The organism is Candidatus Woesearchaeota archaeon (genome assembly GCA_016180285.1).
Taxonomy (GTDB): domain Archaea; phylum Nanobdellota; class Nanobdellia; order Woesearchaeales; family JACPBO01; genus JACPBO01.
Genome location: JACPBO010000042.1, coordinates 1 through 15213 on the forward strand (window position 1 = coordinate 1; position 15213 = coordinate 15213).

Genomic DNA, 15213 nt, shown 5'->3' on the forward strand with positions numbered 1-15213 from the left:
GCAGGGAGCCTGCGCAATTTTTGACGCTGTAACTGAAACAAACTGGAAGCCTTATGGCCTGCAGCAGAGCGGAACTTCACTGCCTTTCGGGCCTATAGCCCTTGTTGTTCATATGTCATCTGTATGGGTGCCATTTACATCAGAAAGCAAGGAGGCAATTGCGCATTATCCTGAAATCATAAAAGAGATAAAGCTTGCAGTTCAGGAATGCGGAAGGAAGCTGGGAAGTTATGTTTATAAGAAAAAGCGTGTTTTAAATGAGGGTGCAAAGCGCGATTATATCAAAACATATATTCCTCATGTTGCAGAAGCTCTTAAAGAAATTGTTGGCTTTAAGGAAGATGATGAGAAAAAAGTCGAGAAATGCCTTGCCGAGATACTTGAAAAAAACAGGGGAGAGCTGGAAGACTTAGAAATTGAAAACGAAGAATATGATGAAGAATTTGCCAAGATCGGCAGGGAAGACAGCAAAGAAGAGGCAGAAAATGAATAAAGTCGCACAACAAATCATAGATCTTGCACAGGGAATATACAAGTCAATTTTAGCTAAAAAACAGCCTAAAGTAGAATCGCCCCTGAGAGCTTTGGTTAATGTCAAGTATGACGAAAAAACAGGCTATTTTGATTTAGTTGGAAAGATGAAATCAAGAACTCTTACTGTTGGCAGCGTTAAAACATTCGCCCAGACTTTGCGGATGATGGCTTTATCAAAGGAATTAGTCGATAAAGATGATATTGCAACTAAAAGGGAGGCTTATTATGTTTCTAAAAACTGGGGCGAGGCCAGATTCAAAGAACAGCCGGAATCAGATACTGTTATGGATGATATTGAAGCAATGCTTATGGTTAATCGCGAGCAAATGGGCTTTATTCCGGAGGAAAAAGGCGGAGAAGTTGCAGGAAGGCTTATTGTAATTGATAAAGACCAGGATACAGGAAAAGAATTAAAGATTGACTGCACTAAAATGGGCTCTGGCGCATATTCTATTCCTTCATCTGTGGAGGAATTGAAATTTGAGACAGATGCAAAATTCATACTCGCAATAGAGACAGCAGGAATGTTCCAGAGATTAGTGAAGCATAATTACTGGAAAAAAGCAGACTGCATTTTAATTTCAATGGGCGGAGTCCCGACAAGGGCGTGCAGAAGGTTTATCAGAAGGCTTGCCGATTCTAAAAAATTGCCTGTTTATGTATTCACTGACAATGATCCTTATGGTTACATGAATATATACAGAACGCTTAAGGTTGGCTCCGGTAATTCCGCACACATCAACAGGTATTTTTGCGTCCCAAATGCGAGATTTTTAGGGGTTACAACGCAGGATGTCATAGATTACAAATTGCCTTCGCATCCTCTGAAAGAAGTGGATATTAAGAGAGCCAAAGATGCCCTGAAAAATGATCCGTTTGTACTGCACCATAAGGAATGGCAGAATGCCATAAAACAGATGATAGACTTAAAAGTCAGGGCAGAGCAGCAGGCTTTGGCAGCCTGGGGGCTCAACTATGTGATCAATACTTACCTGCCAGATAAGCTAAAGCACCCAGAGAAGTTTTTACCGTAAACTTATCTTTCCATTATTTCCTTTGTCTTTGCAATGACCTTTTTTGCTAGTTCAAAAAGTTCTTTGTACAGATTATCTTTAATGGAAAGGCTTGTCCCGTATTGGTACAGCTCCCTTATTTCAATTGTTGTTTGCTCTTCTTTTTTCTCAACATCCAATGAGGATATCTTATCTAACAGCTCTTTTTCAAAATCAATTTTACCATCTTCAATCAGGCTGTGAACTAAAGCAAAAGTACATTCCTGATTCCCGGATTCATACCCGAATTTTGCAGCTATTGCAAGCAGGCAGTGATACATTGAATAGAATACAGTGCTTGCGCTTATGTCTGAGAAATTCCCTTTTTTCAAATAATCTGTTGCTTCAAGATAATGCTCTGCTTTTTTTATATGACCTCGTGCCTTTTCTAAGTTCGGATTTGCCTTGGCAAGCCCTCTGTGTTTTCCTGTTTCCTTTAATTCCCGCTCTGATTTTTTCAAGCACCATTCAACTTTGTTTTTTGCATGGCTCATCTTTTCATCACATCTATAAATGTGTCCTCGCCAAAAGCAACTATGCCTTTTATGGCATTCAATATTATCTTATCTTGTTTTTTAATGTTTTTCTTAATATCTTCTTTTAATTGGTATACCGAGTGCAGCTTTTTTATGTTTACAAAATTTATTTTTTCCACTTCTTCCTTAAGTTTTTGAAATCTTTTTTGTTCTGTAGCGAGAAGCACATCTATATCTTTCGCTTCCTTCTGCTTATTTAAAACAGAGCCGAACAATAGTGCAAAATCTGCATTTTTTATTTTGTTGATTTCCCTCAGCCATACCTTTACATAGCTTGAAGCCTGTTCTGCTTCTCTTTTCAGCAGAAATTTTATGTATTCCCTTACGTAATCATTTTCAAGAGCTAATTGATAAAATCTTGCTCTCCCAAATTGCCTTGAAACTATTACCCCTTCCTTTTCGAGCCTTCTTGCTATCTTCAAAGCGCCCATCGGGCTGATTCCCATAGCTCTCGCTATGCTGCTCGCGTTATATTCTGTTGCTGGATTTTTGAAGATGCCCAGGATAAAGAGCATCTCGTTTTTGGCTATGTCTCTCATATAAACTCCAAGTTTAAATATATAAACTCCAAGTTTAAATACTTTTCGGTTTTGAAATAAGCAGATGATCCGTTCTATCTAACAAAACCTTCAATTAATTCAACCAGAACATTAGTTTTTGATTTTTCAATATCGATGCATTTCTTAGCAATATTAAACTTTCCCAATTTCTTTTAAAATTTTCTCCACATCTTTTGCCGTTTTCTTTCCTAAATAAGTTATTTTATAGAATCTGAATCTACGCTCATTAGGATTCTCACAAACTATTAATTTTCTGCTCAAAAGCTCTTTTAATGTCCTGCTCGTATGAGATTCATACATATTTGTTCTTTTCATAATTTGGGAGGGAGTTAGCTTCTCCTTTGCAAGTAGAAGAAATACCTTTCTTCTATTCTTGGCTCTGAGGACGAATGAAATTAATTTACAATCCATATGTAGAAATGGTAAGTCAAATAATAAATAAGGATACTACCATTTCACTTACCAAAATTGGAAAGATTTAAATAGCCTTTGTACTTAACAGGCACTATAATAAACAGGGTGGTCTTTATGAAAAAAATAGTTATGTTGTTTTTGTTAGTGTTGTTAATAGTATCTATTTCGTTGATCGCTGGTTGTGAAAGTAAACCAAAATGTAGAACAATAACAAGAACGAATCCTGGTTGCGACAAAATGGCAGATTGCACTTGTTTGCATAATAGCTGGGGCGGTTTAGGAGCTTGTGATAGTTGCGAATGTACGGTGTGCGAATAATGAGGCAATAATATGAAAACAAATAAAGTCTTTTTTTGGCTTTTATTTTCTATTTTTTTAGTTGGATGCTATCAGAAAACTAGTCTGCAAGAAACGCAATACACAGGAAAAAGCTCAACCCCGTCTAGTGTTAATGAAAGAGTTACTACCGTAGAAGAAATAGAACGTTGTAGAACATCAGGCGGTATCGGCGTGTCTGGAGGGGTATGTATATTTGATAAAAAATCTAATACTGCAGAAGAACTACAACAGATACTTGAAAATCAAAAGAAAGCGATGTTGTTAGGAGATTTAAATTTATATCTTCAAGATTTTAGTTCCTCCTTGGATATAAATACTTATGCATCAAGTTTTAAACAAATATTTCAATTAATAAGCTACGACTATGTTGAATTCAGCATTAAAGAATTCTCCGAGAAGGACGATGTTGTTACAGCTACAATCTATCAAGTAACAAAAATGCATAATAAAGAAACATACGAATCTGCGGTCACCAAGGTTGATGTAAAATGGATTTTTCAAAGAGAGGATGGAAAATTAAAGATAATAGCGACAACACCTATGAAAGTTTATGAAACATAAAAAGACGTGAATTAACGAAATGAAAAAAATAGAAGAATTTAGCAAATTCATAGATGATAACAAAGGATATCTTGCAGCTATTGGTGTATTTGCTGCATTGACTAAATATTTCTCTTTTACTTCACCAATTGATGATTTCACTAAGTTAATATTAAAAGATAATGTTTTACCCGGTATTACCTTCTTACTTTTTATTTTTTTATCAACAACCTTCATAATACATATCTGGTATGACAAGAGATCAGAAAATAATAGGTATTTGTTTATTTTTAAGTTGTTATTCTCAGTTTTTACAGTTATCATTATTGGTTATTTCATAACCTTTTATGGAGACTGGGTAAAAATCGGGATCATAATTATTTTATTTTTTGCAGTCTTAGGTTTTTTAGGAAATCTACTTTTTAAATGCCTTGTGAAACTACTAAAAAACTTTTGGTCTAATTTAATTTGGCTACTTATTGAGTTATCAATTATCTACTTATTGAACATACTCCAACCACTAATAACTGACTATTATTTACTATTGGGTATTTTTGCTCCACTTTATATTTTGATTTCACTTTCCGTATTTCTTTCAATTTTTAACCTAATAAAAATGATTAAAGATTTCATTATCAAAAAAATGTCTAAAATAAAAATAATTTAAACGTTTTTACCATAAACTTTATAAATTCTGAGATATTACATCTTAAATATGCCAAAAACAAGCATTCCTGAATGCTGCGTTGACTGCATTAAATGGGAGAAGTTCAAGGAAGACTGCCATGTCTATTGGGAAGGAAAGAAGAACTGCACTCAGCATTCCAGGCTATGGGGCAGTGAGCAGCCGATTCTTTAGCGAATAAACAAAAACCTTTATAAATAAATTTCAAATCTTTATTTCTTAAGCCCTCGTAGCTTAGACGCATTGAGTTTAGGCTCGTGTGAAGCAATAGGTAGAGCGCATGACTGTTAAACTATGCAGCAATCATGAGGTCGGCAGTCCGAGTCTGCCCGAGGGCGTTTTTGGCCCCGTAGCTTAGCCTGGTTAGAGCGTACGAGCAGAAGCTACGAAACTGATAACCAGCTTAGACATCGTAAGGATGAAAAGTCCCGATTAAGGTCTGGAGTTCAAATCTCCGCGGGGCCATATTCTTATGAAACAGACAAGTATACCGAAGAAAGAAATAGAGCAATTGACAGATGACCCTTCTTTAAATATTGCGCTTGACACAATAAAAATAAAAAAGCAGGCTTTGATATTTGTAAACACAAAAAAATCAGCTGAAAAAACAGCAGAAGAAATAGCCAAAAAGCTCAAAACAGAGGACAAAAGCCTTAATGATCTGTCAGAAAAGGCATTGCGCGCAATTGCGCAGCCGACAAGGCAGTGCAAAAGGCTCTCAGAATGTTTGAAAAAAGGCATTGCATTCCATCATGCAGGGCTGCACCACAAGCAGAAAGAGCTGATTGAAGAGAATTTCAGAAATGGCGCAATAAAAATAATTTGCTCGACGCCAACGTTGGCATTTGGATTAGATCTTCCAGCATTCCGCTCTGTGCTAAAGGATCTCAAACGATATGGCCATCAGGGCTACCAATATATTCCTGTGCTTGAATTTTTGCAGATGGCAGGCAGGGCCGGGCGCCCGAAATTCGACAGCTTCGGAGAAGCAATCTGCATTGCATCATCAGAGCCTGAAAAGGAAAAAATACATGAGAAATTTATTCTTGGCGAGCCGGAAGAAATATTTTCAAAGCTCGCAGTTGAGCCTGTTTTAAGGACTTATCTGTTGTCTTTAATTGCTTCAAATCTTGTAAAAACAAAAACCCAGATAATGGTGTTTTTTGAAAAGACATTCTGGGCATTTCAGTTCAGGGATATGGAAAAACTTGAAGCAATAATCTCAAAAATGCTTGGCTTACTGGAAGAATGGAAATTCATAAAAAGCTCTTCAAAAGAGGATTTTAAATCTGCGAATGAGCTTGAAAAAGAAGCTTATGATGCAACATTAATTGGAAAAAGAGTTGCAGAGCTTTATGTTGACCCATTAACAGCTCATCATTTGATAACATGCCTGAAAAACAGCGTAGTTGTTTCTGTTTGTTCTTTTTCGCTTCTGCAAGTTATATCGCATACTTTGGAAATGCGTCCTTTGCTTACTGTTAAAACAAAAGAATGGGATGAAGTGCAGGAAAAGCTTGCAGGCTATGAGAATAACCTGCTTGAAAAAGAGCCGAATCTTTATGAAGAGGAATATGATGATTATCTTGGCTCTGTAAAAACAGCATTGTTCTTTGAAGACTGGGTTAATGAAAAGAATGAAGAATATCTGCTGGAGCAATATAATACAAGGCCCGGCGAAACAAGAGTGAAGCTCAACATTGCAGACTGGCTGCTTTATGCTTCTGAGGAACTGTCAAGGATTTTGGAAATAAAGCCCATGCTTAAAGAAATTATGAAATTAAGGTTCAGGCTGAAATACGGTGTTAAGGAAGAATTATTGCCTTTGATGAAATTAAAGCATATTGGAAGAGTAAGGGGAAGGATGCTTTTCAATAACGGAATAAAAGATATCGCAGATGTTAAAAAGGCAGATCTGACGGCACTGGCGCAGATACTTGGATCTAATACTGCTATTGACATTAAGAAGCAGGTCGGAGAGGATTTTGAGAAGATGAAAGTCAAGGAGAACAAAAGAAGAGGGCAGATAAGCCTAGGGGATTATTGATTACAGATACTCTATTTTAAAATGTTATTACCCTTTTATCAGGGATATCTGCTTTATAGCTTTTATACAATCTTGAGGCCAATAGATATTTACTATATTCAAGTACATTTACCTTGGGTGTTTTTTGCGGTACAGTATCTAGCACATATAGCTCATCAATTGAAGATGTTTCTATTTTAGAAGGGTCTGTATTAACATTATGGCTTAAAAGCCAAATCACATAACTAGCGCCGCATTTTTCTTTTAAGAAAGTAGTTGTGTCAACAGCAGTTCCACCACTGGCTAACAAGTCATCTATCAGAATTGCAGTTTTTCCTTTGATGATGTTTTCAAGTGTTATCTTCCCAAAAGGTTTAAAACCAGCTACACGAATATTACCTGCATCAATTCTATCCTTTATTGCTACAGGCATATTTTCATATAATTCACCTATTGATCTCCCAAAACTCTTTGTTCTATCTTCTGTTCCATCATCGGCGATAACAACAACGGCATCTTTTAACCGGTCTTCATTTTCTTTGTAGAATGTTAAAAAAGGAGTTAGTCTTGCTAACCTTGGCTTAACATCATCGCTTAACTTATTTATGCCTAATTTTGTATAATCAGCTTCTGCCCTGAAAGGATCATAGTGATGAAATAAAACGCTGTAGCGTTTACAATAATCAAATATTTTTTCATTATGTACATCTATTGTTATTAATTCTACTCTTGCTTTTTTATTTGGCCAATCTTCCGGTAATCTTGAAAAATCCCTTATAAATCTTCTAAGTATATTTGCTTGTAAAAATCCCCTTTCTGCATATTTTTCAACAGAATGTGCTCTTACATAAGTAGAATAAGGAAAACAAAAAGTCAGTTTTCTTATAGGAATGTATTCTAGCATTTCACCGAACCCCCTTGCTTGGCTTAGCCTATCATTTATGCTTAAATCTGAGTTTGGTTGAAATAAATAATCAATATAAACTACATGAGCGCCAGTTAAAGGTTGAACAGAGAATAGACCCGCTTCCACTCTTGTTTCTGTATCGGGAAACTCATCTATGACTAAGGGTCTAGTTTCATTTTTATTTACTTTTTCTTCAGGAGTTAGTTCATTTGCCTTTTTCCCTTCCAGAACTTTGACATCTTCTCCAATACTATATTCTTCTCTGAGTATTCTAAAAATATCTCTAGCTAGTTTTTTGCCTTCTGAGTCTCCTGAAACAAGAATCAAATCTTTGTTAACCATCTTCACCCCACCTTAAGCTTTGAAATTACATTATAATTTAAATATCTTTCTCTTTTATTAACTACTCTCCAAAAATAATTACGTAAAACAGCGTAAAAATTAAATAATAGCATTTTATATAACTAAAACAGAATGACTAAACTAAATTTCAATGACGTAGTCCTTGCTATTGTCAAAAAAATACCAAAAGGCAGAATAACAACTTACAAGGAGATCGGCAGGGCATTAAAGAGAAAAGGCCAAATTTATAGAGCAGTTGGAAGGGCATTGCATGAGAATAAATGCCCAGTGATCATACCCTGCCACAGGGTTGTGAAGAGCGATGGAAGCATTGGCGGGTATTCACGCGGAATAAAGAAGAAGATTAATTTATTGAAGAAAGAGGGGATTGAGGTAAAAAATAATGAAATAATTGACTTTGAAGAAAAACTATTTAGGTTTTAATAATTCTTTTTACTAAAGGCAACCAAAGTGCCTAATATTTTTAATCTTTTCTTTCTGTTATAAGTGTCAAACAGGTTCAGGAAGGGATCGCCAAACCTATTATACATTTGCACCCTGACATATTCCGGATTATGTTTCTTTATCCTCTTTTTGTTTATTGGTATTGTTGGTGCAAACCTTATTCCTTTCTTATGTCCAGGATATTTTTTATTAATAACGTAAAATGCGAAGTTGCCTTCTTTATAGCCTTCGACACCATGGAAAGATTCTCTTGCAATCACAAAGTTTTTACGCAACTTAGATATATCGCCTTCAAAAATCCTTGCTGTTTCTAAATACTCTTTATATTTTTGAGGTGACTTTCTGAATCCTCTTAGGGCATCTTCTATGCTTTTTCTTTCTTCAGCTCCGTAGAATAGTTGGATACCCACCGGATGAGCGCCAGCCATTCTATCAGTTCTTTCAGCAGCTTGTCTTGCGTATTCCCCCAAGAAGTTACTCAGCTGCTCATGCATGGTTTTGAATGCTTCAATATCACCCGAAGTTACAATATCTCTTTGATGCTCTAAAGCCGAAATTAACAAATCGTAAACTGCTTTGGTCGCAGGATTTTCCATCTGTATTGAGCCGTACATTTCGCCCTGATTTGGATCTGATACAACCCTTCCAGTAGCATCCATCATCAATCTGAAAAACAGAGTTGAGTGCTTTTGCAGCTTTTCAAAACCAACTTTTTCTGATAAACTTTTTAATGCTGTTAAAAATGCATATGCTACTGAATGAGGCTCGATCTGCAAAGGAGCCATTTCATAATCATGCTCAGCAGGCTCAACTAACTTATCAATATTTGCTCTGTTTTTCTTAAAAATCCCTTCTATTTTGTTAAACCATTTCCCGCCTTCTTTCGGCCTTCCTTCAATCATCAAAACATTCTGGCCCCAAGGTAAGACATTGGGCCTGTACATTCCATGAACACCAAATACTTCTATTTCAGGCTTTGAATATTTAATCATGGCATCCATTGCTTTAGTTTTGACAGAACTTAAATCAGCAATCGCTTCATTAGCTAGCGGTGCCCATCTTTCAATCTCGATTGGTGCAATACGAATCGGTAGGGAAAAAAGAGCAAGATTAGAACTTTTCATTAATTCCTCAGAAGATAAAAGAAGATAACCTCTTTCTGCGCATAACTTCCTTGCCTTTTCAACATTAATGTCGGAAATAGCAACTTCTAATTCAGACTTTTGCAAGATATCTGCAAAATAAGAGCCTTCTGCTCCCGCTCCCCCAATTATACCTACTCGCTCAGTCATTTTAGATACAGTTTTTTGTACTGCATGTACTTTTCAGGATCCTTATAGCTGGCCTCAGACACTCTTTTAATTTTTACAATATATTGACAGGCATCTATAGTAGAACCTATTATTGCAGCATTAATTACAGTATCAATACTCCTTCTCAGAGCTAATGCTGCAGCACCTCCGATAATTGCCCCGCGAATTATGCATTCCGCCGTCCCTAATAGATGATAGCCGAGTCTTTTCGAGAAATTCTCCTGTTCACATCCCTTTATTAAATTTTTACCAGGGATTAATAATTCCCATGTTTTTAATAAATATTGGTTACCCATTCCATATGCCTCCTTCTACTTTCATCACCTCTTTTAAAAGTATTTTAAACAAAGAACTTATTTCTTCCTTTTCTTCTTCACTTTCTTTATCTCTTTCTCAAGATCAAGCTCATCCAGCAATTCCTTGTATCTGTTCCTGATCGTAACTTCTGTAACTCCTGCAACATCTGCGACTTCCCTCTGCGTTCTTTTTTCGCCGTGCATCAGGGCTGCGACATACAAAGCAGCAGCTGCAATTCCGGTTGGCCCTCTTCCTGATGTTAATTCAGCTTTCTGCGCCCTTTCCAGTATTTCAACAGACTTGCTTTGTGTTTCAGGGCTTAATTTCAATGCAGATGCAAATCTCGGAATATAATCAGCAGGATTTGAAGGCAGTATTGTTATTCCAAGCTCTCTTGTTACAAATCTATAAGTTCTTCCGATTTCTTTCTTCTCAATACCTGATGCCTCGCTTAATTCATCCAATGTTCTTGGAACTTCATGCCTTCTGCAGGCCGCATATAAAGCTCCTGCAACAACAGATTCCATGCTTCTTCCCCTTACTAATCCGCGCTGCACAGCCAAAGTGTAAATTCTTGAAGATTCTTCTTCAACAGACTTTGGAAGCTTCAGATAAGAGCTGACTCTTTTCAGTTCAGCCAATGCGAGCTTTAAGTTTCTTTCAATAGCTGTAGAAATCCTGTACTGCCATTTTCTCAGCCTGAAAAACTTGTTTCTATCCTTGCTTCTTAATTGGTATAAATCACCCTGCTGGCCGACTTCTGTCCCCAATCCCTGGTCATACTGGGTGTATGTCATAGGAGCGCCGCCCCTTCTTTTTGATTCGCCCCCTTCGTCTTCAAAATTGCGCCATTCCTGCGTAAAATCAACCATTTTGTCTTCAATAACAAGGCCGCAGTCTTTGCAGATGATCTCTCCTTTATCTTTATTCCAGAACAGGTTTATTCCGCCGCATTCAGGGCATTTTTTGACCATTTCAGGCATTTTTCTCACCAGATAGCTTTATTTATAACATTATCAAGCTTAAACACGCTCTTTTGCTGTTACACCCTTTTTCTTTCCCCAACATATATAATGAAGTATAACAATATTTATAAAGGAAATGCGTAACTTATATATAAAGCTTTTGGTATTTTTAGGCTTTTAGACGGTGGATTTTTTCAAAATTTTTATAGAAAAATTTAAAAAAGCTGCGGTTTTCAAAATAAATGATACAAAAATTTATATAATAACCCATTATACTTTCTTTCATGCCGCGATGGCACAACCTGGTACTGCGTCAGCCTTGAGAGCTGATGGCCGAAAGGCCTTTCCGGTTCAAAACAATGATGTGTTAAATGATCCGTAAAAAGATTTTTTGCACAGAGCCTGCTTCGCAGGTTTGATTGTCGAAAGTCCGGATCGCGGCGTTTTTTATGTCAAGAACCACCCATCAAAGATGGGTGGAATGTTGCTGCTATTCACCGCATCAGGTGGTTAATTGGAAATGTTCACATTTCCAATTTGCTCAAAAATGCAAGCATTTTTGACACTTGTTTTACAATAAATGGCAAAAAAAATGTTACGAGCATCAAAATCAAGTGATTTGGTAAAGTACCAGAAAGGATCTGTTGTAAGCAAGGAAATAATACGTAAAGGCACAGGAACAGTCACTTTGTTTGCCTTTGATCGGGGCCAGGGATTAAGCGAGCACACTGCGCCGTTTGATGCATTAGTTTACATCCTTGGCGGAGAAGCTGAGATTTTCATAGATAAGAAGCCATTTCATTTGAAAGAGGGCGAAATGATCATAATGCCCGCCAATCATCCGCATTCTTTGAAAGCAAAAAAGCAGTTCAAGATGATGTTGGTAATGATAAAGTCATAACTTATCAAACAAAATCCTTATCTCTTTCCCTTTTATATTCTCTTTCACTTCAACATTATGCTTCCTTGCAGGCTCCTGATCAGATATTTTTATCCTATCTGCTCCGCACTTCTCCTTTATTGCATCTTCCCATTTGGAAAGCATCTCTTTCAGATCTTCATCAACTTTAACGAATAAAACAATCCTGTCCTTCTTTTCAAGGCCGTTCTTCTTCCTTGCTTCCTGCGCTCTTCTCATGATCTCCCTCGAATATCCTTCTGCTTCAAGTTCATCGTTTCTTTCAGCATTAAGGTAAAGCTGCCCGTATCTGAACTCAGCTTCCTTAAACGGGGAAGGAACAATTCTTGTGACAACCAAATGCTCCCTGATAATGCTTAATGTTTCGCCATCAACCTTTAATGTGAATTTCCCTTCTTTCCTGATATGGCCCAGAATATTTTCAGAGCTCTCTGTTGAAAGCTTTGCAATTATCTTAGGAACTTTATTGCCGAAAGCCGGGCCAAGCTTGTTAAAATCTGCTTTGACAATTGTCTTTGCCTGCGGGAAAATCTTCTGTATTTTCAGTTCTTTCACATTAGTCTGTTTTTTAATTGAGTCTTCAAGCTTTTCAACAGCGCTTATTGCCTTTCCATCATCAATAACCAAAACAGCTTCTTTTAAAGGCCATCTCACTCCAAGAGCTATTTTCTCTCTCCCGGCAAGTATTGACTGTATGACATCTTTCACAACGCTGAAATCATTTTCCAGCTCCAGGTTAATCTTATTTTTATCATAAGCAGGCCAGCCAAACAAGTGAATGCTCTCTTCCTTCAATCCAAAAGCCTCTTTTAAATTGAGATAAATCTGCTCTGAAATAAACGGCGCAACTGCCGCAAACATTTTCAAAATTTGCATTGTGTTTTCATAAAGCGCGAATAAAATAACTCTTTTCTCATTATCCTCTCCTGAGAATTTATCTCTCACAAGCTGCACATAGGTTCTTGATAATTCAAGATAAAGCTCTTCAATTGCAGGCGGAACTTCATTTAATCTGTATTCTTCAAAAAGCCCTGTAACTTTCTTGATTGTTGAATTAAGCTTTGAAAAAATGTATTTTTCCTCTGTTTCAAAATTCTTCTCAATGCCTGCGTCAATCTTTGCAGGGTTTATGCCGCTGTTTTGCGCCAGATCAACCAGGTAATTGGCAAGGTTCCAAAGCACAAACAGGTTTTTGTTTTTTATCTTCAGGTCATCAAAATTATAATTGATGTCAACCCCGGGATTTGCTCCGCTGATCATATAATAACGCAAGGTATCTACCCCGTATTTTTCAATGACTTCATAAGGAGAAACCTGATTGCCAAGGGATTTTGACATCTTCCTGCCAAGCGCATCCTGCACAAAGCCGTGCATATAAACTGCCTTGAAAGAAGGCCTGTTCATGCTCACAAACGATGCAACCATTAAAAGATTGAACCATCCCCTTATTTGATCCTTGCCTTCAAGAATAAATTCAGGCGGAAACATCTTTTCAAACAAGTCTTTTCTCTGCGGATAATCCAGGCAAGTCCATGATGTTGTTCCGGCATCCACCCATACATCTAAAATGTCGGGTATTCTTTTCTTCACCCCGCCGCAGCTGCATTTTATTGTAACTTCATCAATATACGGCTTGTGAAGGTCTTCTGGAATTTTACCAGCCAATGCTTTAAGCTCATCAGCAGACCCTATTACAGCATAATCGCTGCATTTCTCGCATTTCCATACTGGCAATGGGCAGCCCCAATACCTTTGCTTTGTAATTGAATTGTCCCTTAAATTTTTCAGCCATGACTCAAATGCGTTGAAGGCAGCTTCAGGCACCCATTTTATTTTTTTATTTGCCTCTATCATCTTTTCTTTCAGATCTTCCACTTTGAAGAACCACTGCTTTGTTGTTTTATAGATGACAGGATTATGGCAGCGCCAGCAATGCGCGTATTCATGCTCTACTTTTGTTGTTGCAACCAAAGCGCCAGCTTCTTCCAAAGCTTCTATAAATTTCTTATCATCCTTTTTTGCAATCAAGCCTGCAAACCTTCCCATTTCTTTCGGGAATTCCCCTCTTTCGCTCAGGTTGTTGAACGGCTTTATCCCGTTTCTATGGCCAACTTCGTAATCCTCGGGACCGCAGCCAGGCGCGCAATGCACTAATCCGGAGCCCGCGCTCAAATCAACATATTCTGAAGATAAAATTACAGAATGCACTTTCAAAGATTCTTTTTCAAGCCCGTCATAAATATTTTTTAGATCTTTATAAAGAGGATGCTCGTACATTGTTCCCCCTAATTTATCGCCTTTAAATTCTTCCAAGATTGTAAATTTTTTGTTCGCAATCCCTCCGATAAATGCCCCTGCCAGACCTTTTGCAACAATCCACACTTCACTTTCAACTTTCGCCCTTACATAATCAAGCTCAGGATTGACCATTACTGCCAGATTGAACGGAATTGTCCAGGGCGTTGTTGTCCATATCACCAAATACTCATTCTGCTTGTCTTTTATTTTGAATTTCAGGAAAATAGAATCCTCTTCAACTGCTTCATATTCTAATTCATGCTTTGCAAGCGCTGTTTCGCAATGAGCACACCATGTCATTGTCCTCAACCCTTCATATAGCCGTTTGTTCTCATGCGCTTTCTTTACAAGCCACCATTCGCCTTCAATAAACTCGTTTTTTAAGGACTGATAGGCATTTTCAAAATCCATCCAGATGCCTAGCCTTGTAAAATCATCATTCATCAGCTTCATGTTTTCTGTTGAAAGCTTTCTGCATTCGCTGATGAACTTTTCAACACCCAATTTCACAATATCATCCTTCTGCTTTATCCCTAGCTTTTCCTCAACTTTATGCTCTGTAGGAAGCCCGTGCATGTCATAGCCTGCCCTGTCCCAGACATTTATCCCGTTCATCCTTTTGTACCTTAAAAAGCAGTCTTTTAATGCCTTGTTCCACGCTGTTCCGATATGCACCCTGCCGGATGTGTATGGAGGCCCGTCTAAGAAATAGAATATCTTTCCTTTTCTGTTCTTTTCTTTTGCCTTTTCGTAGATCTTTTTCTCTTTCCAAAACTTCAGGGTATTCTCTTCAACTTCCCTGAAATCATAGTTCTTGAGCATATGATGCTGTTTTGCATATTCATTTAAATATATTATGGTTAAAAAGAATAGATATAGCCCCAGGCGGATTCGAACCGCCGTCAGAGCCTCCAGAGGGCCCTATCCTTAGTCTTCCTGAAACTTTCAAGAATTGACCGCTAGACTATGGGGCTTTATGCTTATTGATTATATGCTGTTTTAAAAAGCTTTCTACATAAAC

At 37.4% G+C, this 15213-nt stretch carries 16 protein-coding genes and 3 tRNA genes; 10 read left to right on the forward strand and 9 right to left on the reverse strand.

Translation table 11 applies throughout. The annotated features are described in order from the left end of the window. The coding region (locus HYU07_07105; protein MBI2129969.1) for a DNA topoisomerase VI subunit B at nucleotides 1-493 on the forward strand (493 nt) is incomplete at its 5' end. Next, complete coding sequence (locus HYU07_07110; GenBank protein ID MBI2129970.1) at nucleotides 435-1568, forward strand: DNA topoisomerase IV subunit A; 1134 nt, start codon at nucleotides 435-437, stop codon at nucleotides 1566-1568. The genes HYU07_07105 and HYU07_07110, both read left to right, overlap by 59 nt. Nucleotides 1569-1570: 2 nt before the next feature. Here HYU07_07110 and HYU07_07115 read toward each other — a convergent pair whose 3' ends face one another. The 3 genes from HYU07_07115 to HYU07_07125 all read right to left on the reverse strand — a co-directional run bounded on the left by HYU07_07115 (nucleotide 1571) and on the right by HYU07_07125 (nucleotide 3093). After that, entirely contained in the window at nucleotides 1571-2080 is a 510-nt protein-coding gene (locus HYU07_07115) for a HEPN domain-containing protein (protein MBI2129971.1), read from the reverse strand. Next, the gene (locus tag HYU07_07120; GenBank protein MBI2129972.1) at nucleotides 2077-2661 is read right to left on the reverse strand and encodes a winged helix-turn-helix transcriptional regulator; all 585 of its coding nucleotides are present in this window, start codon (nucleotides 2659-2661) and stop codon (nucleotides 2077-2079) included. The genes HYU07_07115 and HYU07_07120 overlap by 4 nt, the downstream gene beginning before the upstream one ends. Before the next feature lie 153 nt (nucleotides 2662-2814). After that, nucleotides 2815-3093 carry a winged helix-turn-helix transcriptional regulator gene (locus HYU07_07125; protein MBI2129973.1) on the reverse strand — a complete coding sequence of 93 codons (279 nt, stop codon included), beginning with the start codon at nucleotides 3091-3093 and terminating at the stop codon, nucleotides 2815-2817. Between the two features lie 333 nt (nucleotides 3094-3426). Here HYU07_07125 and HYU07_07130 point away from each other — a divergent pair, with 333 nt between their 5' ends. From HYU07_07130 to HYU07_07150, 5 genes are all read left to right on the forward strand, one after another. Then, nucleotides 3427-3996: a hypothetical protein gene (locus HYU07_07130; GenBank protein ID MBI2129974.1), complete on the forward strand. Its 570-nt coding sequence runs from the start codon at nucleotides 3427-3429 to the stop codon at nucleotides 3994-3996. Between the two features lie 19 nt (nucleotides 3997-4015). After that, a complete protein-coding gene (locus HYU07_07135; protein ID MBI2129975.1) occupies nucleotides 4016-4642 on the forward strand; it encodes a hypothetical protein in 627 nt (208 codons plus the stop codon). Nucleotides 4643-4690: 48 nt separating this feature from the next. After that, a complete protein-coding gene (locus tag HYU07_07140; protein MBI2129976.1) occupies nucleotides 4691-4834 on the forward strand; it encodes a hypothetical protein in 144 nt (47 codons plus the stop codon). A gap of 169 nt (nucleotides 4835-5003) precedes the next feature. Next, nucleotides 5004-5125: transfer RNA gene (locus HYU07_07145), tRNA-Ile, on the forward strand. 7 nt (nucleotides 5126-5132) lie between these two features. Further along, complete coding sequence (locus HYU07_07150) at nucleotides 5133-6707, forward strand: hypothetical protein (GenBank protein MBI2129977.1); 1575 nt, start codon at nucleotides 5133-5135, stop codon at nucleotides 6705-6707. A 16-nt stretch (nucleotides 6708-6723) separates the two neighbouring features. Here HYU07_07150 and HYU07_07155 read toward each other — a convergent pair whose 3' ends face one another. After that, nucleotides 6724-7935 (reverse strand): ribose-phosphate pyrophosphokinase, encoded by a 1212-nt coding sequence (locus HYU07_07155; protein MBI2129978.1) that lies wholly within the window; start codon nucleotides 7933-7935, stop codon nucleotides 6724-6726. Nucleotides 7936-8067: 132 nt separating this feature from the next. On the opposite strand from HYU07_07155, the gene HYU07_07160 reads away from it, so the two are divergent. Continuing rightward, nucleotides 8068-8379, forward strand: coding sequence for an MGMT family protein (locus HYU07_07160; GenBank protein MBI2129979.1), 312 nt, complete (start codon nucleotides 8068-8070; stop codon nucleotides 8377-8379). Here HYU07_07160 and HYU07_07165 read toward each other — a convergent pair. The 3 genes from HYU07_07165 to HYU07_07175 are packed head-to-tail and all read right to left on the reverse strand — an operon-like array spanning nucleotide 8376 to nucleotide 10993. Further along, nucleotides 8376-9692 (reverse strand): prephenate dehydrogenase/arogenate dehydrogenase family protein, encoded by a 1317-nt coding sequence (locus HYU07_07165; GenBank protein ID MBI2129980.1) that lies wholly within the window; start codon nucleotides 9690-9692, stop codon nucleotides 8376-8378. The two genes, HYU07_07160 and HYU07_07165, sit on opposite strands and share 4 nt — an antisense overlap. Further along, nucleotides 9689-10009, reverse strand: coding sequence for a hypothetical protein (locus HYU07_07170; protein ID MBI2129981.1), 321 nt, complete (start codon nucleotides 10007-10009; stop codon nucleotides 9689-9691). The genes HYU07_07165 and HYU07_07170 overlap by 4 nt, the downstream gene beginning before the upstream one ends. Before the next feature lie 57 nt (nucleotides 10010-10066). After that, on the reverse strand, nucleotides 10067-10993 hold the full coding sequence (locus HYU07_07175; GenBank protein ID MBI2129982.1) for a transcription initiation factor IIB: 927 nt from the start codon (nucleotides 10991-10993) through the stop codon (nucleotides 10067-10069). A gap of 268 nt (nucleotides 10994-11261) precedes the next feature. Here HYU07_07175 and HYU07_07180 point away from each other — a divergent pair. After that, a tRNA-Ser gene (locus tag HYU07_07180) sits at nucleotides 11262-11418 on the forward strand. A 137-nt stretch (nucleotides 11419-11555) separates the two neighbouring features. After that, nucleotides 11556-11876 (forward strand): cupin domain-containing protein, encoded by a 321-nt coding sequence (locus HYU07_07185; GenBank protein MBI2129983.1) that lies wholly within the window; start codon nucleotides 11556-11558, stop codon nucleotides 11874-11876. On the opposite strand, the gene HYU07_07190 is transcribed toward HYU07_07185, so the two are convergent. Continuing rightward, nucleotides 11871-15014, reverse strand: a complete 3144-nt coding sequence (locus HYU07_07190) for an isoleucine--tRNA ligase (protein ID MBI2129984.1) — start codon at nucleotides 15012-15014, stop codon at nucleotides 11871-11873. The two genes, HYU07_07185 and HYU07_07190, sit on opposite strands and share 6 nt — an antisense overlap. Nucleotides 15015-15068: 54 nt before the next feature. Beyond that, nucleotides 15069-15166: transfer RNA gene (locus tag HYU07_07195), tRNA-Gln, on the reverse strand. Nucleotides 15167-15213: the final 47 nt, after the last annotated feature.

What these genes read in the sequence shown, in the direction of transcription:
- HYU07_07110 (MBI2129970.1), top strand. Translation starts at nt 435, where the DNA reads ATGAAGAATTTGCCAAGATCGGCAGGGAAGACAGCAAAGAAGAGGCAG.
- HYU07_07115 (MBI2129971.1), bottom strand. Translation starts at nt 2,080, where the DNA reads ATGAGCCATGCAAAAAACAAAGTTGAATGGTGCTTGAAAAAATCAGAG.
- HYU07_07120 (MBI2129972.1), bottom strand. Translation starts at nt 2,661, where the DNA reads ATGAGAGACATAGCCAAAAACGAGATGCTCTTTATCCTGGGCATCTTC.
- HYU07_07125 (MBI2129973.1), bottom strand. Translation starts at nt 3,093, where the DNA reads ATGGATTGTAAATTAATTTCATTCGTCCTCAGAGCCAAGAATAGAAGA.
- HYU07_07130 (MBI2129974.1), top strand. Translation starts at nt 3,427, where the DNA reads ATGAAAACAAATAAAGTCTTTTTTTGGCTTTTATTTTCTATTTTTTTA.
- HYU07_07135 (MBI2129975.1), top strand. Translation starts at nt 4,016, where the DNA reads ATGAAAAAAATAGAAGAATTTAGCAAATTCATAGATGATAACAAAGGA.
- HYU07_07140 (MBI2129976.1), top strand. Translation starts at nt 4,691, where the DNA reads ATGCCAAAAACAAGCATTCCTGAATGCTGCGTTGACTGCATTAAATGG.
- HYU07_07150 (MBI2129977.1), top strand. Translation starts at nt 5,133, where the DNA reads ATGAAACAGACAAGTATACCGAAGAAAGAAATAGAGCAATTGACAGAT.
- HYU07_07155 (MBI2129978.1), bottom strand. Translation starts at nt 7,935, where the DNA reads ATGGTTAACAAAGATTTGATTCTTGTTTCAGGAGACTCAGAAGGCAAA.
- HYU07_07160 (MBI2129979.1), top strand. Translation starts at nt 8,068, where the DNA reads ATGACTAAACTAAATTTCAATGACGTAGTCCTTGCTATTGTCAAAAAA.
- HYU07_07165 (MBI2129980.1), bottom strand. Translation starts at nt 9,692, where the DNA reads ATGACTGAGCGAGTAGGTATAATTGGGGGAGCGGGAGCAGAAGGCTCT.
- HYU07_07170 (MBI2129981.1), bottom strand. Translation starts at nt 10,009, where the DNA reads ATGGGTAACCAATATTTATTAAAAACATGGGAATTATTAATCCCTGGT.
- HYU07_07175 (MBI2129982.1), bottom strand. Translation starts at nt 10,993, where the DNA reads ATGCCTGAAATGGTCAAAAAATGCCCTGAATGCGGCGGAATAAACCTG.
- HYU07_07185 (MBI2129983.1), top strand. Translation starts at nt 11,556, where the DNA reads ATGGCAAAAAAAATGTTACGAGCATCAAAATCAAGTGATTTGGTAAAG.
- HYU07_07190 (MBI2129984.1), bottom strand. Translation starts at nt 15,014, where the DNA reads ATGCTCAAGAACTATGATTTCAGGGAAGTTGAAGAGAATACCCTGAAG.